At 70.0% G+C, this 26,775-nt stretch carries 24 protein-coding genes; 13 read left to right on the plus strand and 11 right to left on the minus strand.

Going from position 1 to position 26,775, the window contains the following annotated elements; genetic code table 11:
- Positions 1-157: 157 nt before the first annotated feature.
- Positions 158-625 carry a gamma-glutamylcyclotransferase family protein gene (locus OG741_RS13325; RefSeq protein WP_405597352.1) on the minus strand — a complete coding sequence of 156 codons (468 nt, stop codon included), beginning with the start codon at positions 623-625 and terminating at the stop codon, positions 158-160.
- Positions 622-954 (minus strand): divalent-cation tolerance protein CutA, encoded by a 333-nt coding sequence (gene cutA / locus OG741_RS13330; protein WP_405597355.1) that lies wholly within the window; start codon positions 952-954, stop codon positions 622-624. The genes OG741_RS13325 and cutA overlap by 4 nt, the downstream gene beginning before the upstream one ends.
- Before the next feature lie 276 nt (positions 955-1,230).
- On the opposite strand from cutA, the gene OG741_RS13335 reads away from it, so the two are divergent.
- The 3 genes from OG741_RS13335 (at position 1,231) to OG741_RS13345 (ending at position 3,293) form a co-directional block, all read left to right on the plus strand.
- Positions 1,231-1,830, plus strand: coding sequence for a Uma2 family endonuclease (locus OG741_RS13335; protein ID WP_405597358.1), 600 nt, complete (start codon positions 1,231-1,233; stop codon positions 1,828-1,830).
- Positions 1,831-2,051: 221 nt separating this feature from the next.
- Positions 2,052-2,558 (plus strand): hypothetical protein, encoded by a 507-nt coding sequence (locus OG741_RS13340; RefSeq protein WP_405597361.1) that lies wholly within the window; start codon positions 2,052-2,054, stop codon positions 2,556-2,558.
- A 93-nt stretch (positions 2,559-2,651) separates the two neighbouring features.
- Positions 2,652-3,293 carry a class F sortase gene (locus OG741_RS13345; RefSeq protein ID WP_405597364.1) on the plus strand — a complete coding sequence of 214 codons (642 nt, stop codon included), beginning with the start codon at positions 2,652-2,654 and terminating at the stop codon, positions 3,291-3,293.
- Between the two features lie 223 nt (positions 3,294-3,516).
- Here OG741_RS13345 and OG741_RS13350 read toward each other — a convergent pair whose 3' ends face one another.
- Both OG741_RS13350 and OG741_RS13355 read right to left on the minus strand, forming a co-directional pair.
- Positions 3,517-4,302: a sulfite exporter TauE/SafE family protein gene (locus OG741_RS13350; protein WP_405597367.1), complete on the minus strand. Its 786-nt coding sequence runs from the start codon at positions 4,300-4,302 to the stop codon at positions 3,517-3,519.
- 84 nt (positions 4,303-4,386) lie between these two features.
- Entirely contained in the window at positions 4,387-5,190 is an 804-nt protein-coding gene (locus OG741_RS13355; RefSeq protein ID WP_405597369.1) for a putative protein N(5)-glutamine methyltransferase, read from the minus strand.
- A 512-nt stretch (positions 5,191-5,702) separates the two neighbouring features.
- Between OG741_RS13355 and OG741_RS13360 the strand changes: the two genes are divergently transcribed.
- From OG741_RS13360 to OG741_RS13380, 5 genes are all read left to right on the plus strand, one after another.
- Positions 5,703-6,881 carry an NAD(P)/FAD-dependent oxidoreductase gene (locus tag OG741_RS13360; protein ID WP_405597371.1) on the plus strand — a complete coding sequence of 393 codons (1,179 nt, stop codon included), beginning with the start codon at positions 5,703-5,705 and terminating at the stop codon, positions 6,879-6,881.
- Between the two features lies 1 nt (position 6,882).
- On the plus strand, positions 6,883-9,480 hold the full coding sequence (nirB, locus tag OG741_RS13365) for a nitrite reductase large subunit NirB (RefSeq protein WP_405597374.1): 2,598 nt from the start codon (positions 6,883-6,885) through the stop codon (positions 9,478-9,480).
- Positions 9,477-9,827 (plus strand): nitrite reductase small subunit NirD, encoded by a 351-nt coding sequence (gene nirD / locus OG741_RS13370; protein WP_405597377.1) that lies wholly within the window; start codon positions 9,477-9,479, stop codon positions 9,825-9,827. Before nirB ends, nirD begins: the two co-directional genes overlap by 4 nt.
- A gap of 137 nt (positions 9,828-9,964) precedes the next feature.
- Complete coding sequence (locus OG741_RS13375) at positions 9,965-10,900, plus strand: oxidoreductase (protein ID WP_405597380.1); 936 nt, start codon at positions 9,965-9,967, stop codon at positions 10,898-10,900.
- Between the two features lie 337 nt (positions 10,901-11,237).
- Positions 11,238-12,398, plus strand: coding sequence for an alkaline phosphatase PhoX (locus OG741_RS13380; protein WP_405605544.1), 1,161 nt, complete (start codon positions 11,238-11,240; stop codon positions 12,396-12,398).
- 172 nt (positions 12,399-12,570) lie between these two features.
- On the opposite strand, the gene OG741_RS13385 is transcribed toward OG741_RS13380, so the two are convergent.
- The 3 genes from OG741_RS13385 to dusB all read right to left on the minus strand — a co-directional run bounded on the left by OG741_RS13385 (position 12,571) and on the right by dusB (position 18,621).
- Entirely contained in the window at positions 12,571-13,563 is a 993-nt protein-coding gene (locus tag OG741_RS13385) for an ArsR/SmtB family transcription factor (RefSeq protein WP_405597381.1), read from the minus strand.
- 513 nt (positions 13,564-14,076) lie between these two features.
- Positions 14,077-16,785, minus strand: a complete 2,709-nt coding sequence (gene ppdK, locus OG741_RS13390) for a pyruvate, phosphate dikinase (RefSeq protein ID WP_405597384.1) — start codon at positions 16,783-16,785, stop codon at positions 14,077-14,079.
- A 687-nt stretch (positions 16,786-17,472) separates the two neighbouring features.
- Positions 17,473-18,621: a tRNA dihydrouridine synthase DusB gene (dusB, locus tag OG741_RS13395; protein ID WP_405597385.1), complete on the minus strand. Its 1,149-nt coding sequence runs from the start codon at positions 18,619-18,621 to the stop codon at positions 17,473-17,475.
- Between the two features lie 52 nt (positions 18,622-18,673).
- Here dusB and OG741_RS13400 point away from each other — a divergent pair, with 52 nt between their 5' ends.
- Entirely contained in the window at positions 18,674-19,222 is a 549-nt protein-coding gene (locus tag OG741_RS13400; RefSeq protein ID WP_405597387.1) for an MFS transporter, read from the plus strand.
- On the opposite strand, the gene OG741_RS13405 is transcribed toward OG741_RS13400, so the two are convergent.
- The gene (locus OG741_RS13405; protein WP_405597389.1) at positions 19,195-20,046 is read right to left on the minus strand and encodes a helix-turn-helix transcriptional regulator; all 852 of its coding nucleotides are present in this window, start codon (positions 20,044-20,046) and stop codon (positions 19,195-19,197) included. The genes OG741_RS13400 and OG741_RS13405 overlap by 28 nt on opposite strands.
- Positions 20,047-20,147: 101 nt before the next feature.
- Here OG741_RS13405 and OG741_RS13410 point away from each other — a divergent pair, with 101 nt between their 5' ends.
- Positions 20,148-21,587, plus strand: a complete 1,440-nt coding sequence (locus tag OG741_RS13410; protein ID WP_405597391.1) for an MFS transporter — start codon at positions 20,148-20,150, stop codon at positions 21,585-21,587.
- Positions 21,588-21,648: 61 nt separating this feature from the next.
- Here OG741_RS13410 and OG741_RS13415 read toward each other — a convergent pair whose 3' ends face one another.
- From OG741_RS13415 to OG741_RS13425, 3 genes are all read right to left on the minus strand, one after another.
- The gene (locus OG741_RS13415; protein ID WP_405597394.1) at positions 21,649-21,852 is read right to left on the minus strand and encodes a DUF6243 family protein; all 204 of its coding nucleotides are present in this window, start codon (positions 21,850-21,852) and stop codon (positions 21,649-21,651) included.
- Positions 21,853-22,069: 217 nt separating this feature from the next.
- Positions 22,070-22,273, minus strand: coding sequence for a hypothetical protein (locus OG741_RS13420; protein ID WP_266476560.1), 204 nt, complete (start codon positions 22,271-22,273; stop codon positions 22,070-22,072).
- Between the two features lie 209 nt (positions 22,274-22,482).
- The gene (locus OG741_RS13425; protein WP_405597397.1) at positions 22,483-23,865 is read right to left on the minus strand and encodes a glycine--tRNA ligase; all 1,383 of its coding nucleotides are present in this window, start codon (positions 23,863-23,865) and stop codon (positions 22,483-22,485) included.
- 201 nt (positions 23,866-24,066) lie between these two features.
- On the opposite strand from OG741_RS13425, the gene OG741_RS13430 reads away from it, so the two are divergent.
- The 3 genes from OG741_RS13430 to OG741_RS13440 are packed head-to-tail and all read left to right on the plus strand — an operon-like array spanning position 24,067 to position 26,728.
- On the plus strand, positions 24,067-25,041 hold the full coding sequence (locus OG741_RS13430) for a metal ABC transporter substrate-binding protein (protein WP_405597399.1): 975 nt from the start codon (positions 24,067-24,069) through the stop codon (positions 25,039-25,041).
- A gap of 20 nt (positions 25,042-25,061) precedes the next feature.
- On the plus strand, positions 25,062-25,832 hold the full coding sequence (locus tag OG741_RS13435) for a metal ABC transporter ATP-binding protein (RefSeq protein WP_266476556.1): 771 nt from the start codon (positions 25,062-25,064) through the stop codon (positions 25,830-25,832).
- Between the two features lie 2 nt (positions 25,833-25,834).
- A complete protein-coding gene (locus tag OG741_RS13440) occupies positions 25,835-26,728 on the plus strand; it encodes a metal ABC transporter permease (RefSeq protein WP_405597402.1) in 894 nt (297 codons plus the stop codon).
- The last annotated feature ends 47 nt before the right edge of the window (positions 26,729-26,775 follow it).

Raw genomic sequence — 26,775 nt, forward strand, 5'->3', positions numbered from 1 at the left:
GCAGTGGGGGCACCCCCGGACGAAGTCTGGGGGAGATCGCCCTCGTACTGCACGTACTTGGGCGACTCCGACAACACCGCGAGTGCGCGTACCAGGCGTCGCGGGGTGGGGGCACCTCCCAGGCGAAGCTCTGGGGGAGGGACTTCTCAAACACGCCCTAGCCGGGCAGGCGGCCCGTCCAGTCGCCGCCCGGGATCGGCGTGCCCGTCGCGCGCAGCTTCCGGGCCACGCCGGGCGCCGCGACGTACACCCAGGCCCGTGCGGCAGTGCCGTCCGGGCGCCGGACCTCGCGCGCCACCCTGTCGTACAGATTGCGCGGGTGGCCCGGCGCGACGTACTCCTCCAGCCGGTCGAGTACGGCGAGCAGTTCCCCGTACTCCCCCGGCGCCGCCGTCACCACCTCGCCCGCGACCGTGCCCCCACCGGGTTCGAGGAGGGCGTAGGGGTAGCCGGGGCCCTCGTACAGCACCGCGTCCGCGAGCAGCGCGGGCTCCTCGGCGGCGGTGCGGCCGTGCAGAAACAGGTCGTGGTTGCCCTCGCCCGGGCGCAGCGTGCCGTAGACGAAGAAGGGAAGCTCCTCCCCGAAACTCTCCCCGGGGCCCTCCCCGAAGCCCGGTCCTCTCACTGCGCCACGGTCTCCGCGTCGATCCACGCCAGATACGCCGCGCCGCCGCCCACCACCGGCGTCGCGATGATCTCCGGCGTCTCGTAGTCGTGTGCCGCGATCAGATGCGCCTCCAGCGCCGGATAGCAGGCCTCGGTCGTCTTGAAGAGGACCTGCCACTCCTCCGCGGTCTCGATGGCGCTCTTCCAGCGGAAGACGGAGGTGACGGGCGCGGAGATCTGCGCGCACGCCGCCAGCCTCGCCTCCACCACGCCCCGCGCGAGCCGCTCGGCCTTCTCAACGCTGTCGGTCGTGGTCAGTACGGTGAGTACGGTCAGTGCCTGGGCCACCGACAATCTCCTTCGGGTCGACGGGCCACTCGGTCAGACCACGGTACGCACGGCTGACACACACCGTCCCGGCAGCCCCTTCACGCCTGTCCGTACGGGTGCGCCGACTTGGCGCTTACGTCAAGTCTGGTTGAGGTCAAGCGGATCCAAGGGTCACGCTGGGTTAGCTCGAACGGGTGAGCCCCTGCCGTAGCCCCGTCGGCGCAGCAGAGCATCACTACCGTTGGAGCTCCACCAGCCCTGCGTACGAGCGCTCGGAGGACTACCGTGACGACCATGATGGAACGGCCGACGCCGATAGACGCACCGTCTTCCGGAGACTTCGAGAGCCTGCTCCGGACCGTGGAGGAACTGGACACACCTGACGGCTACAAGGCCGAGCTCATCCGGGGGAAGATCGTCGTGTCGCCGTGGTCCAAGCTTCGCTACCTGCACCCCATGAGGTCTCTGCGGCGGCAGTTGGAAACACATGCGCCCGAAGGGCACATCGCAGAGATCGCACCGTTCCTGTTCCGCCTGTCCGCCTCGGAGCGCGGCTTCGGACCCGATCTCTTCGTCGCCGACGAAGCCGCGTTCGACGCCGACGGCCGCCACGCCGACGGAGAAGCACTGTCCCTCGTCGCCGAACTCACGTCGGTCTCCACCAAGGACGCCGACTGGCAGGACAAGCTGGAGGCGTACGGCAGGCAGGTGCCGGTGTATTTGATCCTCGACATGCAGGCCGAGGAGATCGCCGCGTTCTGGGACCCGTCGCCGCAGGGCTACCGATCCCACACCACGGTGTCCTTCGGGAAGCCGCTGCATGTGCCCGCGCCGTTCGACTTCGACCTCGACACGACCGGCTTCGCCGCCGAGTCTGCGGAGCCCGCCGAATAGACCCGGAGCCGGGCTCGCCGCGCGGCGTCACCCGTTCAGCGCGTCCGGCATCTGATTCCCCATCACCCGCGATGACCTGCGGCAACGCATCCTGTCCAGCGCGACACGCCGAGCCGGACACACTGATCTGATTCCCCATCAGCAGGCGGGCACGACGGGCTGAGCCTTACCTCTGAGAGAAGACGAGCACCTCGCACCTGCGCGCTTCTCGGAGGATCACCATGCGCACCACCGCCCGCCTGCTGGCCAGTACCGCGCTGGCGGCCGCCGCGACAGGACTGGGCGTCCACCCGGCGTACGCCTGGGACTTCGGCACGCTGGAGGTCTTCCCGTCCATCGCCGCTCCGGGCGCCGTCATCACCGTGAGCACCACCGCCTGCGGCCCCGGCGGCCATGGTGTCGGCGACGCGCGCGCTCTGGGCGCCGGCGAGTTCCGGCTGGCGCCCGGGACGCACAAGGACGTCGCGGTCGGTCGGTTCACGATTCCCGGGCACACCCACGCGGGGACCTACGCCATCTCGGTGATCTGCAAGAACGGCCGGCAGGCCTCGGGCGACGTGACCGTAGAGCACCACGGCTGGCCGAGCGGTCATGTGCACACCGGCGTCGGAGGCAGCGTGGGCCCCGACACCACCAAGATCGCGGCGGGCGCGGCCATTCTGGCCGCGGCCGCCGTCGGCGGGACCGTGCTCCTGCGCCGCCGGGCGAGCGGCGCGCAGGGCAGCTGACGGAGCGGTTTCCACCGTTCCGGTTCCGCCGTGTCCCCGCTCCCGGCAGGCCCCGAGCCTGCCGGGAGCGGGCGAGATGTATCCGGAGGACCGATGAGCGCCACGGGCAAGGGCAAGGGCTGGGCCATAGCCGTCGCCGTCTGCATCGGCGCCTGGCTGGTCCAGAACGGCTCCGTCGATGTGACCCCTCCGGTCCCCTCCGCCGCGGAGGCCTTCGCGGCCGGTCCCGACTTCCACACGGACGCGGCCGCCGACCCGCTGCCGCCGTCCGTGCCCGTGCGCCTTCGCATACCCCATATACGCGTCCACGCCCCCGTCATGCCGCTGGGCCTCGCCGGGGACGGCAGCCTTGAGGTGCCGCCCGCCACCGACCGCAACCTCGTGGGCTGGTGGCGGGACGGCACCACCCCGGGCGCGAAGGGCACGGCGATCGTCGCCGGGCACGTCGACAACGCTCGCGGCCGGTCGGTCTTCTACAGCCTGGGCGCGCTGAAGAAGGGCCACCGGATCGAGGTGACCCGCGAGGACGGCCGCACGGCGGTCTTCACGATCGACGCGATCGAGGTGTACGACGCGGACTCGTTCCCCGACGCGAAGGTGTACGGGCCCAAGGACCGGGCCGAGCTGAGGGTGATCACCTGCGGGGGCGGCTTCACCGAGAAGACCGGCTACAAGGGCAACGTGGTGGCCTTCGCGCATCTCATCGGGGTGCGCGAGCCGAAATCGTCCGCTTAGGTCCTGTCCGGTCGATCAGGCCGGATCAGCGAGCGGGGTCTGGCGATGGGGGCACCTCCCGTGCCCGAAGGGCTACGGGGGAGCATCGCAAGGCGGAGGATGGAGCCCACGCGGAGCGTAGGCGACTACGACAACGGTGGGGGTACCTCCCGTGCCCGAAGGGCTACGGGGGAGAGGTGCCGTGCCAGGGCACGCGAGCCCGGCAAGATCGGCCGGACAGGGCCTAAGCCGTCCACTGGTCGAAGGCGAGCTTCGCGACCAGCGAGAAGACCACGACGAGCAGCACTCCGCGGACGAACTCGCTGCCCTTGCGCAGCGCCATCCTCGCGCCGAACATGCCGCCCGCCAGGTTGAACACCGCCATCACCGCGGCCAGTTGCCACATCACCGTGCCCTGGTAGGCGAACATCGCCAGGGCCCCGCCGTTGGTGCAGACATTGACGATCTTGGCGGTGGCGGACGCGGTCACCAGGTCGAGATGGAGTACGGCGGTGAGCGCGAGCACCAGGAAGGTGCCGGTGCCGGGCCCGACGAGCCCGTCGTAGAAGCCGATCCCGCCGCCCACGAGCACGATCGCGGCGATCGTACGGGCGCGGGTGACGGTCCGCCGCTCGGCGTCGGTCGCGGTGCCGAAGGTGGGGCGCAGCATCACAAAGGCGGCGACGCCGAGCAGCACCACCATGATCACGGGCCTCAGTACGTCGCTGCTGATCCCGGCCGCGAAGAACGCGCCGCCCATCGAGCCCGCGAGCGCGGCGAGCCCGATCCGTACCGCGGTCTTCACCTGTACAGGGGCCTTGCGCACATAGGTGATCGCGGCGCCCGACGTGCCGACGATGGCAACTGCCTTGTTGGTGCCGAGGATCTGCGCGGTCTGGACATGGGGCAGGCCGAGCAGCATGGCGGGCAGGAGCAGCAGCCCGCCACCGCCGACCACCGCGTCGATCCAGCCGGCCGCAGCGGCGGCGAGGCAGAGGAAGACGAGCGTGGTCAGCGATATGTCGGGCATGCCCGCGACCCTACGGACGTGATGCGTGTGGCGTCCATCGATCCCGGGAGAGTTGAGCGACGCCTGAGGTTCCGGGGGCGCCGATCAAGCCGACGGCCCGGCGGGCCTCGTTCCGATCACCACCGTGGCGTACAACTCCTCGGAAACGGCCGTCGCCGGGATCAGCCCGCTGCCGCTGAAGGCCTCCACGGCGAGCGGCGCCTGACGCTCGCTGGTCTCCACCAGCAGGCAGCCGCCCGGCGCCAGCCACCGCGGGGCATCGGCCGCGACCCGCCGCAGGACGTCGAGCCCGTCCGCGCCGCCGTCGAGCGCGACCAGTGGCTCGTGTTCGCGGGCCTCCGAGGGCAGCAGTCCCACCTCTTCGGTCGGTACGTAGGGCACGTTGGCGGCCAGTACATCGATACGGCCCCGCAGCGCGGCGGGCAGTGCCGCGAACAGGTCGCCCTCGTACACCCGGCCGCCGGCGCCCCCGACATTGCGCCGGGCGCACCGCACCGCGGCGGGGTCGACATCGGCCGCGTACAGCTCGACCTGCCCCAGCGCCGCGGCCAGCGCGACACCGACCGCGCCGGAGCCACAGCACAGGTCGACGACGACGGCCCCGGGGCGGGCGAGGGCGACGGCCTGGCGAACGAGGAACTCGGTACGGCGGCGCGGTACGAAGACGTGCGGGTCCACGGCCACCCGCAGACCGCAGAACTCGGCCCAGCCGAGGACATGTTCAAGGGGCAGTCCGGCAGCGCGCCGGTCCACCATGGTGGCGAGGTCGGACGGCGTCCGTGCGGTGGAGAGGATCAGTTCCGCCTCGTCCTCGGCGAAGACGCAGCCGGCGGCGCGAAGCCGGGTGACGATGGCGGGAGAAGTCAGGAGTGACGGTGAAACCGGCATGAGAGCCTTTCGGGGAACCGAAGGGCGCGCTCGGGAGGGGCGGTCACCTATGCGGGAGGGACCGCGGGTCCTTGAGAGATGAGAGCACCCGGACTGCGACAGCGGTAATGGGTCTCACCTCCTCGGTAGGTCCACGTCGTGTGGAGACGGCAACTTTACCGCCTGCGGCGGGCTTGTTCCCCACCCCGCCCGTTCCCTCAACCGGGGCTCCGCCCCGGACCCCGCGCCTCAAACTCCCCCAGTACTTCGTCCGGGGGGACCCCCACGGGGCTGGAATGTGCGGCTGGGCCGCACATCCAGCCCGTCCGGCGATTGAGGACATGCGGCCGAAGGTCGCATACGGGGAGGTTGGGGGTCCCCCCGGACGGAGTCTGGGGGAGGGCGGGTAGGGGACAAGGCCCGCCGCAGGCGCCGCGCCCTCACACCCCCCACCCCGCCGCGCTGAGCGCAGCGTTCCCCCCGGGAAACAGCCCCGCACCTGCGAGGTAACACCGACCCCGCACGCTGCGGCTATGGCATCTGGAACCGTGGTGATCGGCAGCGGGACGGCAGGCGCGCGGCTCGCGCGGCAGCTCGTCGCCGTCGGCGCGCCCGTCACCGTGATCGGTGAGGAGCCGCACGCCCCCTACAACCGCCTGCTGCTCGCGGAAGTGCTCGCGGGGCGCTACGCCCCGGAGGTGATCGCGCTGCCCGCCGTACCGGTGCGCCGGGGCGTGCGGGCAGCTGCCATCGACCGGGAGCGCCGGCTGGTGCTCTGCGAGGACGGGACTCCGGTGCCGTACGACCGGCTGGTCCTCGCGACCGGCTCGAACCCCGTGCTGCCCGCCCTGCGCGGGATCGCCCAGGGGCTCCCGGACGGCGTGCATCCGTTCCGTACGCTCGACGACTGCGCGGCCCTGTCCGCCGCCGTACGGCCCGGGATCCGGGCCGTCGTCGTCGGCGGCGGGCTGCTCGGTGTCTCCGCGGCGCGGGCGCTGGCCGAGCGGGGTGCGAAGGTGGTGCTGGCCCAGCAGGGCGAGCACCTCATGGAGCGCCAACTGGACGTCTCCGCATCGCAGTTGGTCCGCGCGCATCTCGAAGCGATGGGCGTGGAGGTCCACACCGAGTGCCGGGTGCGCGGACTGCGCGGCACGGATGTCGAGCTCGCCGACGGATATGTCCTGGACGCGGAGCTCGTCGTCCTCGCCTGCGGGGTGCGACCGCGGACCAAGCTCGCGCAGGATGCCGGGCTCGACGTCGGCAAGGGCATCCTCGTCGACGACGAGCTGCGCACCTCCGACCCGTACATCCACGCCGTCGGCGACTGTGCCGAGCACGAGGGACGGGTGTACGGGCTCGCGGGTCCGGCCCTCGAACAGGCCGATGTGCTGGCCTGCCTGCTCACCGGGAAGCCCGCCCGCTACACGGGCACCCGCGCCCTGACCCGGCTGACCCTCAGCGGTCCCGGCGCACTCGATCTCGCCGCGTTCGGCGATCCGACCCCGCGCCCCGGGGACGACGTCGTCCAGCTCGCCGACGCCACCCGCGGCGCCTATCGCAAGGTCGTCGTCCGCGGGGACCGGCTCGTCGGCGGGGTGCTGCTCGGGGATCTCGCCGCGGTCGGCGCGCTCGCCCGGGCCTGGGAGGGCGACGAGGCCCTGCCGGAGACGGTGCCCCTGCTCCACCTGCTCACCAATGATGGAGGCCTCTGACATGCCCGCTATGACCACCCCCACGACTCCCACGATCGTGGTCGTCGGCCATGGCATGGTCGGCCAGCGTTTCCTGGAGGCACTCGCCGAGCGCGGCGTGGCCGGGCGGGCGCGGATCGTCGTGCTGTGCGAGGAGCCTCGCGCCGCCTACGACCGGGTTCAGCTGACCTCGTACTTCTCCGGCCGTACGCCCGACGAACTCTCCCTCGTCGAGGGCGACTTCATGGAGCGGCACGGTATCGAGCTGCATCTGGACGACCCGGCCGAGACGATCGACAGGGAAGCGCGCACGGTCACCTCGCGCGCCGGCCGCAGCTTCACGTACGACACGCTCGTCCTCGCCACCGGCTCGTACCCCTTCGTGCCGCCGGTGCCGAACAAGGACGCCGAGGGCTGTTTCGTCTACCGCACGATCGAGGATCTGCTGGCGATCGAGGAGTACGCCAAGACGGCCCGCACGGGCGCGGTCGTCGGCGGCGGGCTGCTCGGTCTGGAGGCGGCGGGCGCGCTCAAGGGCCTCGGGCTCAAGACGCACATCGTGGAGTTCGCGCCCCGGCTGATGCCGGCGCAGGTCGACGACGGCGGTGGCGCCGCGCTGCTGCGCACCATCGAGCGCATGGGGCTGACCGTCCACACGGGCACCGGCACGCAGGAGATCACCGTCGACGAGGCGGGCGCCGTGAACGGCATGGCCCTGTCGGACGGTTCGGTCCTGGACACCGATCTCGTCGTCTTCTCCGCGGGTGTACGGCCCCGGGACCAGCTCGGCCGTGACGCGGGTCTCGCGATCGGCGAGCGCGGCGGCATCGTGGTCGACGAGCAGTGCCGTACCTCCGACCCCGCCGTGTTCGCGATCGGCGAGTGCGCGCTGGCTTCGGACGGCCGGGTGTACGGACTCGTCGCGCCCGGCTACGAGATGGCTGAGACGGCGGCGGCCACGATCACCGAGGAAGCCCGCAGCTTCACCGGCGCCGACATGTCCACCAAGCTCAAGCTCCTCGGCGTGGACGTGGCCTCCTTCGGCGACGCGCACGGCGCGGCGGAGGGCTGCCTGGACGTCGTGTACTCCGACTCCCGCTCCGGGGTCTACAAGAAGCTGGTGATCGGCAGCGAGGGCGAACTCCTCGGCGGCGTACTGGTCGGCGACGCCGACGCGTACGGCATGCTGCGCCCGCTCACCGGCTCCATCCCGCCCGTCGCGCCCGAGCAGCTCGTGATGCCCGCGGGGATCGGCGGCCCGGTGGCGCTCGGCCCCTCCGCGCTGCCCGACGACGCGGTCATCTGCTCCTGCCACAACGTCACCAAGGGCACCATCCGCGGCGCGGTCACCGAGCACTCCTGCACCACCGTGCCCGAGGTGAAGAAGTGCACCAAGGCCGGTACGGGCTGCGGCAGTTGCGTCAAGGTGCTCGGCCAGCTGGTCAACGCCGAGCTGGAGGCCTCGGGCGTCGAGGTCGACAAGGGCCTGTGCGGCTGCTTCGGGCAGAGCCGCCAGGAGCTGTACGAGATCGTGCACACGCTGCGCCTCACCTCGTACCAGGAGATCCTGGACCGGCACGGCCGGGAGGCTGCCCGCGGCGGCAACGGCTGCGAGATCTGCAAGCCGGCCGTCGCCTCGATCATCGCCTCGCTGGCCCCGACGATCGGCGCGGGCGGCTATGTGCTGGACGGCGAGCAGGCCGCGCTCCAGGACACCAACGACCACTTCCTCGCCAATATGCAGAAGAACGGCTCGTACTCGATCGTGCCGCGCATCCCCGGCGGTGAGATCACCCCCGAGAAGCTGATCGTGATCGGCGAGGTGGCCCGCGACTACGGCCTCTACACGAAGATCACGGGTGGCCAGCGGATCGACCTGTTCGGCGCCCGGGTGGACCAACTGCCGCAGATCTGGGCCCGGCTGGTCGACGCGGGCTTCGAGTCGGGGCACGCGTACGGCAAGGCGCTGCGCACCGTGAAGTCCTGTGTGGGGCAGACCTGGTGCCGCTACGGCGTACAGGACTCGGTCAAGATGGCCATCGACCTGGAGCTGCGCTACCGGGGCCTGCGCTCCCCGCACAAGCTCAAGTCCGCGGTCTCCGGCTGCCAGCGCGAGTGCGCGGAGGCGCAGAGCAAGGACTTCGGCGTCATCGCCACGGCCAACGGCTGGAATCTGTACGTGGGCGGCAATGGCGGCGCGACTCCGCGCCACGCCGATCTGCTCGCCCAGGATCTCTCCGACGCCGAACTGGTCCGGCTGATCGACCGGTTCCTGATGTTCTACATCCGTACCGCCGACCGGCTCGAGCGCACCTCGACCTGGCTGGAGCGGATCGAGGGCGGCCTCGATCACGTACGGGACGTGGTGGTCCATGACGCGCTGGGCATCTGCGCCGAGCTGGAGTCGCTGATGGCGAACCATGTCGCGAACTACCGCGACGAGTGGTCCGAGACGATCAACGACCCGGAGAGGCTGCGCCGTTTCGTCTCCTTCGTCAACGCGCCCGACGTCCCGGACCCGACGGTGAAGTTCGTGCCCGAGCGCGACCAGGTCAAGCCTGATCTGCCGCTGCTGTCCATCCGTCCGCTGGAAGCCCTGGAAGGTACTGCCGCCCGATGACGATCGCCCCCGAGAAGACGCAAACTCAGGTCCAACTCCGTGTGGGCCAGGAGTGGTTCGCTCTCTGCGCCCTGTCGCTGCTGACGCCGGGCCGCGGTGTCGCGGCCCTCCTGCCCGACGGCACCCAGGCGGCGGTGTTCGTGGACCGCGAGGGCGCTGTCCACGCCATCGACAACCGGGACCCCTTCACCGGTGCCCAGGTCCTCTCCCGCGGCCTGCTCGGCTCGGCGGCCGGCGGCCCCTTCGTCGCGTCGCCGCTGCTCAAGCAGCGCTTCGACCTGCGCACGGGCCGCTGTCTGGACGACGATGCGGTGTCGGTGACGGCGTACGAGGTGCGCGTGGGGTGAGTCGCGCCCGCTGTCCGGCCTGACATCCGCTGACGCGGGAGGAGCGGCCGGATCAGATCTGGGCGCCGACTGTGGCTCCCGGGCCCGTTCGTTCATAGGCTGAACTCAACCCAGTTTCCCTATTGAGGAGTTCAGCCATGTCGGGCTGGAACGCGAGCGACATACCGGACCAGGACGGGCGCACCGCCGTCGTCACCGGGGCCAACAGCGGCATCGGACTCATCACGGCACGGGAGCTGGCCCGCCGCGGCACGCGGGTGATTCTCGCCTGCCGCAGCGAGGCACGCGGCAAGGAGGCCGAGGCCCACATCGCGGGCCGGGTGCCGGGCGCGAAGGTGGAGTTCAGCCCGCTGGACCTGGCGGACCTGTCCTCGGTACGGGAGTTCGCGGCCCGCTACCCGTACGACAGCCTCGATCTGCTCATCAACAACGCGGGCGTGATGGCCCTTCCGTACGGGAAGACCGCCGACGGCTTCGAGAGGCAGTTCGGCGTCAACCACCTCGGGCACTTCGCGCTGACCGGACTCCTGCTGCCGAAGCTGCAGAAGGCGCAGGGTGCGCGGGTGGTGAGCGTGTCCAGCTTCATGCACGCCATGGCAGGCCTCGACATGGGCGATCTCAACAGCGAACGCCGCTACAGCCCCTGGACCGCCTACTCCCGCACCAAGACGGCGAACCTGCTCTTCGTGCACGAGCTGGCCAGGCGGCTTGCGGCGGCGGGCTCCGAGATCGTCGCTGCCGCCGCCCACCCCGGCTACTCGAACACCAACTTGCAGACCGCGGGCGCGCGGATGGAGGGCAAGAAGGCGAAGGAGCAGTTCATGGCGGTCGGCAACCGGCTCTTCGCGCAGTCCGCGGAGTCGGGCGCGCTGCCGACGCTGTACGCGGCCACCGCGCCGGGTGTGCGGCCCGACTCCTTCACCGGGCCGCGGCTGCTCGGCTGGCGCGGTGCGCCCGCGCCTTCGTGGCGGATCAAGTGGTCGAAGAACGACGCGACGGGTGAGCGGCTGTGGGTCGCCTCCGAGCAGCTCACCGGTGTGACGTACGAGGGCCTCAGGTCCTCCGTGTCCTGAGAGCACGTCACGGCGGCGGAGCCGGGCGATCACGGCCAGGGCTCGGGGGTGTCTTTCGGATCAGGCCGGATCAGGGAGCGGGCTCTGGTGCGTGCGATCGCAAGGCGGAGGAAGGAGCCGACGCGGAGCGTCGGCGACTGACGACAACGCAGCGAGCGCGCGTGCCAGGGCACGCGAGCCCGGCAAGATCCGAAAGACACCCCCGAGGTGAGTGGACCGCTCTACGTCACCACGTGTTGACGTGCTGTCAATTCAGGACTCCTAGGTTCCGGTAGCGCGCTACCCCGGGTCGTCGGCCGACGTCCCGGGGCGGTCACCACCCTCACCTGGAGTGACAGTGGAACGTCGCAATTTCCTGCGCGGAGCGGTCATCGGCACGTCCGCCGCCGCCTTCGGGGGCACGCTGATGCGGGGCGCCGCCTACGCGGCTCCCGCCCAGCCGGGCCCCGGTCCCTACGGGGCCCTCCGTACGGCGGACGCCAACGGCATCCAGCTGCCCAGCGGGTTCAGCAGCAGGGTGATCGCCCGGTCCGGCCAGCGGGTCGGCTCGACCTCGTACACCTGGCACAACGCCCCCGACGGCGGCGCCTGTTTCGCCGACGGCTCGGGCTGGATCTATGTCTCCAACTCGGAAATCAACCCCTCCGGCGGCGCGAGCGCGGTCAAGTTCTCCTCGGCCGGCGCGATCACCGGTGCGTACAGAATCCTCTCCAACACCCGCCAGAACTGCGCCGGCGGCAAGACGCCGTGGAACACCTGGCTCTCGTGCGAGGAGGTCAGCCTCGGATACGTCTACGAGACCGACCCGTACGGCGTGAACGCCGCCGTGCGCCGGTCCGCGATGGGCAGGTTCAAGCACGAGGCCGCCGCCGCCGACCCGGTGCGCAAGGTGATCTACCTGACCGAGGACGAGTCCAACGGCTGCCTGTACCGGTTCATCCCCACCACCTGGGGCAACCTCGCCTCCGGCACCCTCCAGGTTCTCGTCGCGGGCTCCGGCACCTCCGGCTCCTTCAGCTGGCAGAACGTGCCAGACCCGGACGGCTCGCCGACCACGACGCGTACCCAGGTCTCCGGCGCCAAGCACTTCAACGGCGGCGAGGGCTGCCACTACGCCAATGACACCGTCTGGTTCACCACCAAGGGCGACAACCGGGTCTGGCAGCTCAACCTCGCGAGCAGCACCTACGAGCTGGCCTACGACGACTCGCTGGTGGTCGGCGGCGGCGCCCCGCTGACCGGCGTGGACAACGTCACCGGCTCGTCCTCCGGAGATCTCTTCGTGGCCGAGGACGGCGGCAACATGGAGATCTGCATCATCACACCCGACGATGTGGTGGCCGTGTTCCTGCGGATCAACGGCCAGTCCTCGTCGGAGATCACCGGACCGGCCTTCTCCCCCGACGGCACGCGGCTGTACTTCTCCAGCCAGCGCGGTACGAGCGGCTCCTCGTCGGGCGGCATCACGTACGAGGTGACGGGCCCCTTCCGGGCCTAGGTCCTGTCCGGTCGATCAGGCCGGATCAGTGAGCGGGGTCTGGCGTGGTGCATCGCAAGGCGGAGGATGGAGCCCACGCGGAGCGTAGGCGACTGACGACAACGCAGCGAGGTGCCGTGCCAGGGCCCGCGAGCCCGGCAAGATCGGCCGGACAGGGCCTAGCGGCTGCCCGTCAGCCCGCGGCCTCCGCTGTGGCGCCGCCCCTGAGCAGGGCGGCGCCCAGCGGGGTGACCGTGTGCAGGACGGCATTGCCGTGGCGCAGGGTCACCACCAGGCCCGCCTGGCGCAGGACCGCCGCGTGCTGGCTGGCGGAGGCGAGCGACACCCCTGCCCTGCGGGCGAGTTCACTGGTCGTACAGCCGTAGCGGATCGCCTGCAGGACGACCGAGCGGGTGTGGCCGACGAGCTTGCCGAGCGAGGGGTCGCCCGACTCGCCGAAGGCCGGAGCGCAGCTGTGGGCGGCGGGGTAGACGAGCACCGGCGGGAGCCCGGTGTCCCGGTAGACCACCGGGGTGCCGCGGCAGAAGAACGACGGCTGGAGCAGCAACCCCCTCCCGTCCAGATGCAGTTCGCGCTCCGCGGGATAGTCGGCTTCCAGGACCGGCGCCCGCCAGCGCAGCACCGGCGGCAGTGAGGCGAGCAGTTCTCCGGCGCCTCCGTCCAGCAGCGCCCGGCCGCGCACCGCGCGGTCCGCCTCGACCGTCGCCTGGATGTGCGGCCAGTACGGTTCGATGGCGGCCCGGTGGTAGGTGCGCAGCGCGCCGACGAGACCGGCGAGCGCCTCGGGTCTGCCCTCGGCGAGTGCGGAGAGCCGGCCCGGCAGTACGGGCGTGGTGGCCCGTCCCGCGGCCGCCAGGGCGAGTTCGGAGTGCAGCCGGGCGGGCGGGGTGGCCCGCAGGGCTTCCAGGCCCGCCTCCAGCCCGTAGGCCCCCTCGGGGGGTGTCAGAAAGTCGGGGAAATAGCCCCGCGGCGGAACCAGCGCGGCCAGCAGGCGTGTTTCACCACTCAGCCGGACCCGGGTTTCCGCACGCCATTCGCCGAACATCAGCGCGCGCCGGCGCTCCCTCAATCGATGAAAGCTGAGAATCGTTTCCCACAGAACATCCGGTCTGGCCGCCATCCGAACTCTGGCTAGGTCATCCCCAGTGAAATGGATACGCAGCACTGAACCCCCACTTGTTGCATCCGCAATCGCCCCCACCACTGAGTATGCATGCAATCACAGGACGTTACCACGGTGTTTCAGCCACAGTTGAAACGCCTCGCGAGGGGTGGGTGCCAACCGAAAGGCTGTACGACGTCGGGCAGGAAATCTTCTGTCTCCGATGGACGCAGCGAAGACCGTGGGGGGCTTTGCGCGTCCGGCGGCGGGCGACAGAGGGTTGCGGCTCCCTGTCCGGCACGGGTAATGGGGCGCGGCCTGCGGATGGGGATCCACAGGCCGCGCTCCGCCCGTTGTTTGCGCAGTAAATGGCAAAAATTCGATTCATGGTAACGGTCCGGAATTCAACATGGACTTTCCGGCAAGCGTGAAATAAGCGGAAGAGGCGGACGCCCCGCACAGGCGCCCGCCTCTTCCGCTTCTGTGTTCCGGAGCCGCCACCGGGTCGGTGAGGGTGAGGGTTACCGATCTCCCGGGGGCCGAGGCCCCCAGCAGACCGGTGACGGCTCCGGCGTTCTATCGGGAGTCGCTGCCCTTCGACTCGGCCGCCGCGCGGCCGGCCTCCAGGCGCGCCACCGGGATCCGGAAGGGCGAGCAGGAGACGTAGTCCAGGCCCACCTCGTGGAAGAAGTGCACCGACTCCGGGTCGCCGCCGTGCTCACCGCACACGCCCAGCTTCAGGTCGGGGCGGGTGGCGCGACCGGCCTCGACGGCGCTGCGTACGAGCGAGCCGACGCCGTCCCTGTCGATCGTCTCGAACGGGGAGACCCCGAAGATGCCCTTCTCCAGGTACGCGGTGAAGAAGCTCGCCTCGACATCGTCGCGGGAGAAGCCCCACACCGTCTGGGTGAGGTCGTTCGTGCCGAAGGAGAAGAACTGCGCGGCCTCGGCGATCTGACCGGCGGTCAGCGCGGCGCGGGGCAGCTCGATCATCGTGCCGATGGTCAGCTTGAGGTTCGTGCCGGTGGCGGCCTCCACCTCGGCGATGACCTGGTCGGCCTCCTCGCGGACGATCTCCAGCTCCTGGACGGTGCCCACGAGCGGGATCATGATCTCCGCGCGCGGGTCGCCCTTGGCGTTCTTGCGCTCGGCCGCGGCCTCGGCGATCGCCCGCACCTGCATGGCGAACAGACCGGGGATGACCAGACCGAGGCGTACACCGCGCAGACCCAGCATCGGGTTCTGCTCGTGCAGCTTGTGCACGGCCTGGAGCAGCCTCAGGTCGTTCTCGTTGGCGTCCTTGCGGGACTCGGCGAGGGCGACGCGTACCGACAGCTCGGTGATGTCCGGCAGGAACTCGTGCAGCGGCGGGTCCAGCAGCCGCACGGTGACGGGCAGCCCGTCCATCGCCTCCAAGAGCTCGACGAAGTCCTTCTTCTGCAGCGGCAGCAGGGCACCCAGCGCCTGCTCGCGCTCGTCGTCCGTGTCGGCGAGGATCAGCCGCTCGACCATCTCGCGGCGCTCACCGAGGAACATGTGCTCGGTGCGGCACAGGCCGATGCCCTGCGCGCCGAAGCGCCGTGCGCGCAGCGCGTCCTCGGCGTTGTCGGCGTTGGCCCGTACGCGAAGACGGCGTACTCGGTCCGCGTACGCCATGATCCGGTGCACGGCGGCGACCAGCTCGTCGGCGTCGTCGGCGCCCGCGTGCATCCGGCCCTCGAAGTACTCGACGACCGGGGAGGGCACGACCGGGACCTCACCGAGGTACACCTTGCCGGTGGAGCCGTCGATGGAGACGACGTCGCCCTCCTCGACGAGGGTGCCGTTGACCGTCATCCGGCGGCGCTTGGTGTCGACTTCGAGGTCCTCGGCGCCGCAGACACAGGTCTTGCCCATGCCGCGTGCGACGACGGCGGCGTGCGAGGTCTTGCCACCACGGCTGGTCAGAATGCCCTCGGCGGCGATCATTCCGTCGAGGTCGTCGGGGTTGGTCTCGCGGCGGATCAGGATGACCTTCTCGCCGGAGCGCGACCACTTGACCGCGGTGTACGAGTCGAAGACGGCCTTGCCGACGGCCGCACCCGGGGAGGCGGCGATACCGCGGCCGAGCAGGTCCGCCTTCGCGTCCTCGTCGAAGCGCGGGAACATCAGCTGGGCGAGCTGCGCGCCGTTGACGCGCTGCAGCGCCTCGGCCTCGTCGATCAGGCCCTGGTCCACCAGCTGGGTGGCGATACGGAAGGCGGCGCCGGCGGTGCGCTTGCCGACCCGGGTCTGCAGCATCCACAGCTGGCCGCGTTCGATGGTGAACTCGATGTCGCACAGGTCCTTGTAGTGCGTTTCGAGGGTCTCCATGATCTGCATCAGCTGGTCGTACGACTTCTTGTCGATCGTCTCCAGCTCGGCGAGCGGCACGGTGTTGCGGATACCCGCGACGACGTCCTCGCCCTGCGCGTTCTGCAGGTAGTCGCCGTAGACGCCCTGGTGGCCGCTGGCGGGGTCACGAGTGAAGGCGACACCGGTGCCCGAGTCGGGGCCGAGGTTGCCGAAGACCATGGAGCAGATGTTGACGGCCGTGCCGAGGTCGCCGGGGATGCGCTCCTGGCGGCGGTAGAGCTTGGCGCGGTCGGTGTTCCAGGACTCGAAGACCGAGCGGATCGCGAGATCCATCTGCTCGCGCGGGTCCTGCGGGAAGTCCCGGCCGGCCTCGCGGGCGACGGTCTTCTTGAACTGCTTGACCAGCTTCTTGAGGTCGGCGGCGTCGAGGTCGGTGTCGACGGTGACCTTCTTGGCGGTCTTGGCCTCGTCGAGCGCGTCCTCGAAGAGCTCGCCGTCGACGCCGAGGACGGTCTTGCCGAACATCTGGATCAGGCGGCGGTAGGAGTCCCAGGCGAAGCGCTCGTCACCGGACTGCTTGGCGAGCCCGACCACCGACGCGTCGGAGAGGCCGATGTTGAGGACGGTGTCCATCATGCCCGGCATGGAGAACTTCGCGCCCGAGCGTACGGATACGAGAAGGGGGTTGTCCGCCTGGCCGAGCTTCTTGCCCATCGACTGCTCGAGGGCGTCGAGATGGGCGCTCACCTCGTCGCGCAGCGCCGAGGGCTCCTGGCCGCTCTCGAGGTAGACCTTGCACGCCTCGGTGGTGATCGTGAAGCCCGGAGGGACGGGCAACCCGAGGTTGGTCATCTCGGCGAGGTTCGCGCCCTTGCCACCAAGCAGGTCCTTGAGGTCCCTGTTCCCCTCGGTGAAGTCGTAGACGAACTTCTGATCTTTGTTTTCCGACACGGGTCTCGACTCCTCGAGGACTCGGTGGCTGCCCTGACGGCGAGGAACATACCCAGATCGAAGGCGTCTGGGTACGTCCACTTAGCCGTCATGCGGCTGTAACCACACGTCCGCCACCAGATCGAAAGTAACTGGCGAGTAGAAAACCTTTCACCCTCCGAAGAGAGCTTGACTCAAAGCAGACCTTCACCGCTCGAATGAGCAGCCAATGTCGCTGTTGAGTTCAAGACTTGAACCCCCGAAGGGTGGCACTCCGTGCCATCCTTCGGGAGGTGCATCCATCCCGAATCGCTCATCTGAGCGTGCCCATTATCAGGGGTGGCGAGAATCACGCGGCCGAAGAGCCTTCCGTCCCATCATCCGGACCCCTGTCCCGGGCCGCAACACACCGGCTGAGCAGGGCAAGATCCACGTCCTCCAGGCCCCGGGACGCGGGCACCGGCAGCAACGACGGCACCGCTCGGCGGCCGCCCGATAAGGATCGGGATGCGGCTGGTCCGTACGGTGTGTGGAAACCGGCGGTCAGCGCCGCTGCCACCGCGGTGGCACTCAGGGCCATCCGGTCCGGGCCATCCGCTCCCGCGACCCGTATCAGATGAGCGTCCGGCCCGGCCGCGGCTTGATTTCAGCCAATCGGAGTTGAGCTACGCGCGAAGCGCGCTCAGGGGTCCAGGAGGCGAAGCCCCTTCAGCCGCCCGACGTGTCCAGCTCGGCTTCCGCGCTGATCCCGGCGCAGTCGTACGGGTCCTTCAGCCACCCGTCCGGCAGGACAACCCGGTTGTTCCCCGACGTACGGCCCCGAGGCCCGTCCGCCCCCACCGGCCACGCCTGGTCCAGGTCCAACTCACCCAGCAGCTCGTCCAGCTCCCCCAGCGACGACGTGATCGCCAGTTTCTTGCGCATCTCGGAGCCCACCGCGAAGCCCTTCAGATACCAGGCCACGTGCTTACGGAAGTCGATCACCCCGCGCGCCTCGTCGCCGATCCACTCCCCCAGCAGCTCCGCATGCCGCCGCATGACGACCGCGACCTCCTTCAGCGTCGGCGTCGCGTACGTGCCCGTACCCTCGAACGCCGCCACCAGGTCCCCGAACAGCCACGGCCGCCCCAGGCACCCCCGTCCCACGACCACCCCGTCGCAGCCGGTCTCGCGCACCATCCGCAGCGCGTCGTCCGCCGACCAGATGTCGCCGTTGCCGAGAACGGGGATCTCCGGGACGTGCGCCTTCAGCCGGGCGATCGCGTCCCAGTCCGCCGTACCGCCGTAGTGCTGCGCCGCCGTGCGCCCGTGCAGCGCGATCGCCGTCACGCCCTCGTCGACGGCGATCCGGCCCGCGTCCAGGAAGGTGAGGTGATCGTCGTCGATCCCCTTGCGCATCTTCATGGTCACGGGCAGCGCCCCGGCGTTGGACACCGCCTCGTTCAGGATCGCCCGCAGCAACGGCCGCTTGTACGGAAGCGCGGAGCCGCCGCCCTTGCGGGTCACCTTCGGGACCGGGCAGCCGAAGTTCAGGTCGATGTGGTCGGCCAGATTCTCGTCCACGATCATGCGGACCGCCTTGCCGACGGTCACCGGATCCACTCCGTACAGCTGGATCGACCGCGGCGTCTCGGTCTCGTCGAAGTGGATGAGCTGCATCGTCTTCTCATTGCGCTCGACCAGCGCCCGCGTCGTGATCATCTCGCTGACGAACAGCCCCTTGCCGCCGCTGAAATCGCGGCACAGCGTGCGGAAGGGCGCGTTGGTGATGCCCGCCATCGGCGCGAGCACCACCGGGGGCTGTACGGCGTGCGGGCCGATCGTGAGCATCGAGGGGGACGGGGCAAGCGTGGTCATCCGTCCATTGTCGCGTACGACGGGACTCGTTAGTTAGCCGTACTATCCGCATATGTCCGAGCTCACACACCGACGGCGGCTGCTCGTGCCGGCGATCTGCTGTATGAGCCTGCTGATCGTCAGCATCGACAACACGATCCTCAATGTCGCGCTGCCCTCCATCCGCCAGGAGCTGGGCGCCTCCGTCGCCGGAATGCAGTGGACGATCGACGCGTACACCCTGGTCCTCGCCTCACTGCTGATCCTCTCCGGCTCGACCGCCGACCGGATCGGCCGCCGCCGGGTCTTCAAGGCCGGGCTGGTCCTGTTCACACTCGGCGTCGCCGCGGCCGTGGCCTCCACGAGCCGCCAGATCGGCCAGATCCTCGGCGTCGCGGTCATCGGGGCGGTCATCGCGGCCGGGGTCGCCTCCACCTCGTACGCGCAGGGCTTTGTCGCGGCGAGCCGCCCCGCCTGGTGGGTCATCACCGGGTGCGGGCTGTGCGTCCTCGGGATCGGCGCGCTGACGAGCGGCGCCTGGGCGCAGGAGACGGCGCGGCGCACGGCGGAACGTCTGGACGAGCGGAGGGGTCCTCAGACCTCGGCGAGCGCCAGTGCCTGAAGCTTCTCCAGCCGCTCGCGGCTCTCGGCGTCCAGGGGTACGTAGGTGATCAGCCGGGGACCGGCGCTCGGCCCCAGCCACAGGTCTTGGTGCTCCAGGTGCAGCAGCCCGACATGGGCGTTGCGGATGAGCTTGTTCCTGCCGCCGGGGCCGACCACCTCGTGCCGCGCCCACACCTCGCGGAACTCCGTGGACTTCTCCAGCCGCGCCAGCAGCGACTTCCAGGCGGGCTCGGCGAGATGCCCGGCCATCGACGCACGGAACTTGGCGGCCATCATCCCCTTGGCATCGCTGAGTTCGGCGACCGAGGCCCGCCAGTCGTCGTTGGTGAAGGCCAGGATCATGCAGTTGCGGTCCTCGGGCGGCAGCGCGTCGAGGTCGCACAGCAGCCGTCCGTACGTGCGGTTGTAGGCGAGGATGTCGTACCGGCTGTTCTGGACGCAGGCCGGGAGCGGCTCCAGCTGCTCGAGCATCTTCCGCAGGGACGGAGTCACGGTCGGGCACGGTGTGCCGGGCGCCGGATCGGCCGCGCCCGCCAGGGCGAAGAGGTGGGCGCGTTCGCTCGCGTCGAGGAGCAGGGCGCGGGCGATGGCGTCGAGCACCTGCGGGGAGACCTGGATGTCCCTGGCCTGCTCCAGCCAGGTGTACCAGGTGACGCCGACCGCGGAGAGCTGGGCGACCTCCTCCCGGCGCAGACCGGGGGTGCGCCGGCGGCGGCCGTGCGGCAGACCGACCTGCTCGGGGGCGATGCGCTCGCGACGGCTGCGCAGAAAACCCGCGAGCTCGTGCCGTCGCACGTCGGTCTCCTGCGCCATCGTGGTCATACTCCCAGAGTGCCGAACGGCTCAGCCCGTTGCCAGGTACTACTTGTACCAGGATAAAGAGACTCTGGTACCAGGCTGGGCGGGCGAGGATCGTCGAGGCCGTGAGTGAGACCCGTGTCCTTCCCCCAACCCCCGTCCGCGCCACCGGCACCTCGAACGAACCGGCCCTCGGCCCGCTCGGCCTGTTCACCCTGCTGCTCGGCGCGGCACTTCCGCTGATCGACTTCTTCATCGTCAATGTCGCCCTGCCCACCATCGACCACGATCTCGCCGCGGGCCCCGCACTGCTGGAGCTGGTGATCGCCGGCTACGGGCTCTCGTACGCCGTGCTGCTCGTCCTCGGCGGACGCCTCGGGGACATGTTCGGCCGCCGCCGGCTCTTCCTGGCGGGCATGGCGGCCTTCGGACTGACCTCACTGGCCTGCGGACTCGCCCCGGACGCCTGGACGCTGGTGGGCGCGAGGGTGGCGCAGGGCGCCGCGGCCGCGCTGATGCTGCCGCAGGTGCTCGCCACCATCCAGTCGGCGACGGCCGGACCGCGCAGGGCCCGGGCGATGAGCCTGTACGGAGCGACCGCGGGCCTTTCGATGGTCGCCGGGCAGATCCTGGGCGGCGTGCTCGTCGCGGCCGACATTGCGGGCAGCGGCTGGCGGGCGGTCTTCCTGGTGAACGTGCCGGTGGTGCTGATCGGCCTGGTGCTCGCCGCCCGCTCGGTCCCCGATACGCGCTCCGCGCACCCCGCACCCGTCGACGTGCCCGGCACGCTGCTGCTGACCGTTGCCCTGCTGACGCTGCTGGCGCCGCTGACCGAGGGCCGTGCGGCGGGCTGGCCGCTGTGGACGTGGGTGGCGCTGGCGGTGTTCCCGCTCGCCGCGGTCGCCTTCTACCGGGTGGAGCGACACGCCGACCGGCAGGGGCGCACGCCGCTGGTGCCGCCGAGCCTGTTCGGGCTGCTCTCGCTGCGGCGCGGTCTCGCGATGGTGCTGCCGTTCTCGATCGGCTTCGGCGGCTTCATGTTCGTGATCGCGGTGGCGCTTCAGCAGGGCCTGGGGATGGGGGCGATCGCCTCCGGCCTGGCGCTGGTGCCGATGGCGGTGGCTTTCTTCGGGGCATCGCTGGCCGGTCCGCGGCTGGTCGTGCGGTACGGCACCCGGATCGTGACGGCGGGCTCGGTGATCCAGGCCGTGGGCATCGCGATCCTGGTACTGACCGTCCGGCGCGACTGGCCGGACCTGGGCGTCCTGGAACTGATGCCGGGCGTCGCACTGGCCGGGTTCGGCCAGGGGCTCCAACTGCCGGTGATTTTCCGGATCGTGCTCTCGGAAATACCGGCGGAGCGGGCCGGAGTGGGCAGCGGGGTGATGGTGACGACGCAGCAGTCGGCCCTGGCACTGGGCGTGGCCACCCTGGGCTCGCTGTTCCTGTCGCTTGCCGGCTCGGGCGGGATGCGTCAGGCGCTGACCGTCACGCTGCTGGTGCAGCTGGGGATGATCGCGCTGACGGCGCTGCTGAGCCTGCGGCTGCCGCGCACGGTGAGCTGACGCAGGCCGTACACGCCCGTGGGCCCGGACCGCGTCACGCGGTCCGGGCCCACGGCTGTGATCAGGCCTGCTCGTCCTGCGGCGCCTCCGCGCCGCCACTGCTGCCCTGGGCGCGCTCACGCATCTTGCGCACCAGCTCCTGCTTCTGTTCGGCGGACGTCTTGCGGTCGGCGTTGCGCGCCGGACCGTTGCCCTGCTGGTCGGCCCGGGACAGCTTCTTTCGCTGTCCGCCGACGCCGAGGAGGTTGTTGCGGCTCTTGGCCATGGGGGTCTCCCATTGGTGGTGAGAAGTGACTGGGGATCGTCAGACGGGGGCGGGGGCTGCCCGCCGCCCTCTCACTCGTAGATCGGGAGATACGCATACATGCAGGCGACGGTACCGCGCCGGGAAGGGTGGGGCACACAATTCCGGCGTGACAGCTGCCCCGGAGGGCGTCGCGGATCCGGTGCTGCGGGGCATGACCGCGGGGCGGCCCGCGGTCTCAGGCGCTCGGGTCGACCGTCGCCTGGTGCGCCTCGGCGAGGTGTTCCTCGGCCTTGAGCCACGGCAGGAACTGCGCCCCCTTGCGCCAGCCGCAGGTGTCGCAGGTCAGCGTGCGCTGCATGCCCGACTTGGCTACGTGCACGACGTGTTCGCGGCCGTGCTGATCCCATCTGCTGACCTTGCTTGTGGTCATGGACGGCATCGGTCCTCCTGGTGACGATTGCGCCCAGTGTGCAGCACGAACAACATCAACAGCGGATTCTTCCCGCTCTGTTGCTCAGGCTTCACCGCTTGCTCAGGCGCCGCCCCCACGTGGCGGAGAACCGCCGGAGCCCCCGGCGTCGGCGACACCGGGGGCTCCTCGGCGACCGCGCAGTGCGTACTGCGCAGTGCCTACTGGGTACTTGGGGATCAGCAGCCGAGCAGACGGCTGCCCAGGTACTGCTGGATCTGGTCCAGGGAGACGCGCTCCTGCTGCATGGTGTCGCGCTCGCGCACGGTCACCGCGTTGTCGTCGAGGGTGTCGAAGTCGACGGTGACGCAGAACGGCGTACCGATCTCGTCCTGGCGGCGGTAGCGGCGGCCGATGGCGCCCGCGTCGTCGAACTCGATGTTCCAGTGCTTGCGCAGGTCGGCCGCGAGGCCCTTGGCCTTCGGGGACAGCTGCGGGTTGCGGGACAGCGGCAGCACGGCGACCTTGACGGGCGCGAGGCGCGGGTCGAGGCGCATCACGGCGCGCTTCTCCATGACGCCCTTGGCGTTCGGCGCCTCGTCCTCGTTGTACGCGTCGAGGAGGAAGGCGAGCATGGAGCGGCCGACACCGGCGGCGGGCTCGATGACGTACGGCGTGTAGCGCTCGCCGGCTTCCTGGTCGAAGTACGACAGGTCGTGGCCCGACGCCTTGGAGTGCGCGGTGAGGTCGTAGTCGGTGCGGTTGGCGACGCCCTCGAGCTCGCCCCACTCGCTGCCGCCGAACTGGAAGCGGTACTCGATGTCGGCGGTGCGCTTGGAGTAGTGGGAGAGCTTTTCGGCCGGGTGCTCGTACCAGCGCATGTTCTCCTCACGGAGACCAAGGCCCGTGTACCAGTTCCAGCGCTGCTCCATCCAGTATTCCTGCCACTTCTCGTCCTCGCCCGGCTTGACGAAGAACTCCATCTCCATCTGCTCGAACTCGCGGGTGCGGAAGATGAAGTTGCCGGGCGTGATCTCGTTCCGGAAGGACTTGCCCATCTGGGCAATGCCGAACGGCGGCTTCCTGCGCGAAGTCTGCTGCACCTGCGCGAAGTTGGTGAAGATGCCCTGCGCGGTCTCGGGGCGCAGGTAGGCGACGGAGCCGGAGTCCTGGGTGGGGCCGAGGTGCGTGGCGAGCAGGCCGGAGAACTGCTTGGGCTCGGTGAAGGTGCCCTTGTTGCCGCAGTTGGGGCAGTTGAGGTCGGTGAGGCCGTTCGCGGGGGCGTGGCCGTGCTTCTCCTCGTACGCCTCCTCCAGGTGGTCCGCGCGGAACCGCTTGTGACAGGAGGTGCACTCGGTGAGCGGGTCGGTAAAGGTGGCGACGTGGCCCGAGGCCTCCCAGACCTCGGTGGCCAGGATCACCGACGAGTCGATACCGACGACGTCCTCGCGCGAGGTGACCATGTAGCGCCACCACTGGCGCTTGAGGTTCTCCTTCAGCTCGACACCCAGCGGCCCGTAGTCCCAGGCGGCACGCTGACCGCCGTAGATCTCGCTGCTCGGGTAGACAAAGCCACGGCGCTTGCTCAGGTTGACGATGGTGTCGATCTTGTCGGCGGCCACGGTGCTCTCTTCATTACGACGACGACGGGAAATAAACAGGGTGCGGCGCGAAGCGCCTCGGTGAGGGGTGGTGGTCGGGAGACGGGCAGGCAATGCTTCAGGTTACCGGCGGCCGCACCCCCCGGATCAAATCGGTTCGGGGTAGGGGGAGCCCAAGGTCGTTGTTGACAATCGTTTCCAGTTTTGTTGAAAATGACTGTCATGAACGTACGCCGCCTCATACCCGCCACCGCCGCCGCCGGAGCCGTCACCCTCGGCCTCGTGACCCTCTCCGCCTGCTCCACCTCCAGCGCCGCCGACGGCAAGAACGGCGACGGCAAACTCAAGGTGGTGGCGTCGTTCTATCCCATGCAGTACCTGGCCGAGCAGATCGGCGGTGACCACGTCACCGTCTCCAGCCTCACCAAGCCCGGCGTGGAGCCGCACGACCTGGAGCTGAAGCCCCGGCAGACCGCAGAGCTCAACGAAGCGGGCTGCATCCTCTACCTCAAGGGCGTCCAGCCCGCCGTCGACAAGGCCATCGCCCAGTCCGAGGCGAAGAACAAGGTCGACGCCGCCACCCTCACCGAGCTGGAGCACCACGGCACCGGGGGCGGCCACAGCCACGAGGGCGAGGAGGCCGGCCACGACGAGCACGAGGGCGAGGGCGAGGCGGGCGCCGACCCGCACATCTGGCTCGACCCGGTGAAGTACGCCGAGGTCGCCAAGGGGGTCGGCACGTCCCTGGAGAAGGCCGACCCGGACCACGCCGCGGAGTACAAGAAGAACACCGCCGCGCTGGTCACCAAGCTGAACGGGCTGAACACCGCGTACCAGCAGGGCCTGAGGACCACCGCCACCAAGACCTTCATCACCACCCACTCCGCCTTCGGCTACCTCGCCGAGCGGTACGGCCTGGACCAGGAGGGCATCGCGGGCCTCGACCCCGAGTCCGAGCCCAGCCCCGCCCGTATCAAGGAGCTCCAGACCATCGCGAAGAAGGACAAGGTCACCACGGTCTTCTTCGAGACGCTCGCCAGCGACAAGACCGCCAAGACCCTGGCCGAGGACACCGGTCTGAAGACGGACGTCCTCGACCCCCTCGAGGGAATTACGGACAAGTCCAAGGGCGATGATTATCTGCAGGTCATGGAGTCCAACCTGGCCGCGCTGCAAAAGGCGCTCGGCGCGAAGTGAAGTCTGTTGTGGAGGCAACCGTGGCATCGGTGAGCGAGCCCGTCATATCCGTCCGCGGGGCCAGGGCCTCGCTCGGCTCGCGACCGGTGCTGCGCGGCATCGACCTCACCGTCCAGCGCGGTGAGGTCGTCGCCCTGCTCGGCGCCAACGGCTCGGGCAAGTCCACGGCCGTACGGTCCCTGATCGGCCAAGTGCCGCTCACCGACGGCGAGATCGCCCTGTTCGGCACACAGCTGCGCGCCTTTCGCTCATGGGCGCGCATCGGTTACGTACCGCAGCGCACCACCGCCGCGAGCGGCGTGCCCGCGACCGTGCGCGAGGTCGTCTCCTCGGGCCGGCTGTCCCGCAGCAGGCTGGGCCTGCTGTCGAAGGCCGACCGGGCCGCCGTGCAGCGCGCCATCGAGCTCGTCGGCCTCACCGACCGCGCCAAGGACTCCGTGAGCGCACTGTCCGGCGGCCAGCACCAGCGGGTGCTGATAGCCCGCGCGCTCGCCTCCGACCCCGAACTGCTGATCATGGACGAGCCGATGGCGGGCGTGGACCTGGTCAGCCAGGAGATCCTCGCCGGGACACTGCGCGAGCAGGTCGCCGCCGGTACGACGGTCCTGCTCGTGCTGCACGAGCTGGGCGCGCTGGAGCCGCTCATCGACCGCGCGGTGGTGCTGCGCGACGGCTGCGTGGTCCACGACGGGCCGCCGCCGAAGGCGGTGGGCCAGCATGCCCTGCCCGGCCACGACCACGTACATCCGCACGCGGCCGACGAGCCGCTCCGCACGGGACTGCTGACCTGATCATGGAAATCCTCGATACAGCTTTCATGCAGCGGGCGCTCATCGCCGCCCTGCTGGTCGGCATCACGGCCCCCGCCATCGGCATCTACCTGGTGCAGCGCCGGCAGGCGCTGATGGGCGACGGCATCGGCCATGTCGCGATGACCGGCGTCGGCCTCGGCTTTCTGCTGTCGACCAACCCGATCTGGATGGCGACGCTCGTCTCCGTCGTCGGCGCGGTCGCGATGGAACTGATCCGGGCGTACGGGCGCACCCGCGGCGACATCGCGCTGGCGATGCTCTTCTACGGCGGTATGGCGGGCGGTGTCCTGCTGATCAATATCTCGGACACCGGCTCCACGGCGAATCTCAGCTCGTTCCTGTTCGGCTCGCTGTCCACGGTCTCCGACGCGGACCTCACCGCGATCTCGCTGCTCGCCGCGTTCGTGATGCTCGTCTCGCTGGGGCTGCGGCGGCAGCTGTTCGCCGTGAGCCAGGACGAGGAGTTCGCGCGGGTGACCGGACTTCCGGTGCGCTGGCTGAATCTGCTGATCGCCGTCACCGCGGCGGTCACGGTGAGCGTGGCGATGCGGGTCGTCGGGCTGCTGCTGGTCAGCGCCCTGATGGTGGTCCCGGTGGCCGCGGCCCAGCAGATCTCCCGCTCCTTCAAGGCGACCTTCACGGTGGCCGTGGCGATCGGAGTCGCCGTAACTCTGGCCGGAACCACCACCTCCTACTACCAGGACGTGCCGCCAGGAGCGACGATCGTACTGATGGCCATCGGGGTCTTCGTGGCGCTGACCGCGCTGGCGACACCGCTGGCGAGGCGGCGTGCACGCACACTGGAGGCGAACGCGGCGGAGTGCACGGCGGACCTGCCGGGCACCCGGCAGGCCGGCGACGACGTCAAGGTCTGATCGCGGGCCTGGCAGAATGGCCCGACGGATGTGCGGGCGAAGCGAGG

It is taken from the genome of Streptomyces sp. NBC_01410 (genome assembly GCF_045040195.1).
Taxonomy (GTDB): Bacteria; Actinomycetota; Actinomycetes; order Streptomycetales; family Streptomycetaceae; genus Streptomyces.

Bases quoted from the DNA above. Each gene is read 5' to 3' on its own strand.
- OG741_RS13415 (WP_405597394.1), bottom strand. From the start codon at position 21,852: ATGGCCAAGAGCCGCAACAACCTCCTCGGCGTCGGCGGACAGCGAAAG.
- OG741_RS13375 (WP_405597380.1), top strand. From the start codon at position 9,965: ATGTCGGGCTGGAACGCGAGCGACATACCGGACCAGGACGGGCGCACC.
- nirD (WP_405597377.1), top strand. From the start codon at position 9,477: ATGACGATCGCCCCCGAGAAGACGCAAACTCAGGTCCAACTCCGTGTG.
- OG741_RS13400 (WP_405597387.1), top strand. From the start codon at position 18,674: ATGTCCGAGCTCACACACCGACGGCGGCTGCTCGTGCCGGCGATCTGC.
- OG741_RS13405 (WP_405597389.1), bottom strand. From the start codon at position 20,046: ATGACCACGATGGCGCAGGAGACCGACGTGCGACGGCACGAGCTCGCG.
- OG741_RS13345 (WP_405597364.1), top strand. From the start codon at position 2,652: ATGAGCGCCACGGGCAAGGGCAAGGGCTGGGCCATAGCCGTCGCCGTC.
- OG741_RS13440 (WP_405597402.1), top strand. From the start codon at position 25,835: ATGGAAATCCTCGATACAGCTTTCATGCAGCGGGCGCTCATCGCCGCC.
- OG741_RS13355 (WP_405597369.1), bottom strand. From the start codon at position 5,190: ATGCCGGTTTCACCGTCACTCCTGACTTCTCCCGCCATCGTCACCCGG.
- OG741_RS13430 (WP_405597399.1), top strand. From the start codon at position 24,067: ATGAACGTACGCCGCCTCATACCCGCCACCGCCGCCGCCGGAGCCGTC.
- OG741_RS13340 (WP_405597361.1), top strand. From the start codon at position 2,052: ATGCGCACCACCGCCCGCCTGCTGGCCAGTACCGCGCTGGCGGCCGCC.
- OG741_RS13360 (WP_405597371.1), top strand. From the start codon at position 5,703: ATGGCATCTGGAACCGTGGTGATCGGCAGCGGGACGGCAGGCGCGCGG.
- nirB (WP_405597374.1), top strand. From the start codon at position 6,883: ATGCCCGCTATGACCACCCCCACGACTCCCACGATCGTGGTCGTCGGC.
- dusB (WP_405597385.1), bottom strand. From the start codon at position 18,621: ATGACCACGCTTGCCCCGTCCCCCTCGATGCTCACGATCGGCCCGCAC.
- OG741_RS13350 (WP_405597367.1), bottom strand. From the start codon at position 4,302: ATGCCCGACATATCGCTGACCACGCTCGTCTTCCTCTGCCTCGCCGCC.
- OG741_RS13335 (WP_405597358.1), top strand. From the start codon at position 1,231: ATGATGGAACGGCCGACGCCGATAGACGCACCGTCTTCCGGAGACTTC.
- OG741_RS13420 (WP_266476560.1), bottom strand. From the start codon at position 22,273: ATGCCGTCCATGACCACAAGCAAGGTCAGCAGATGGGATCAGCACGGC.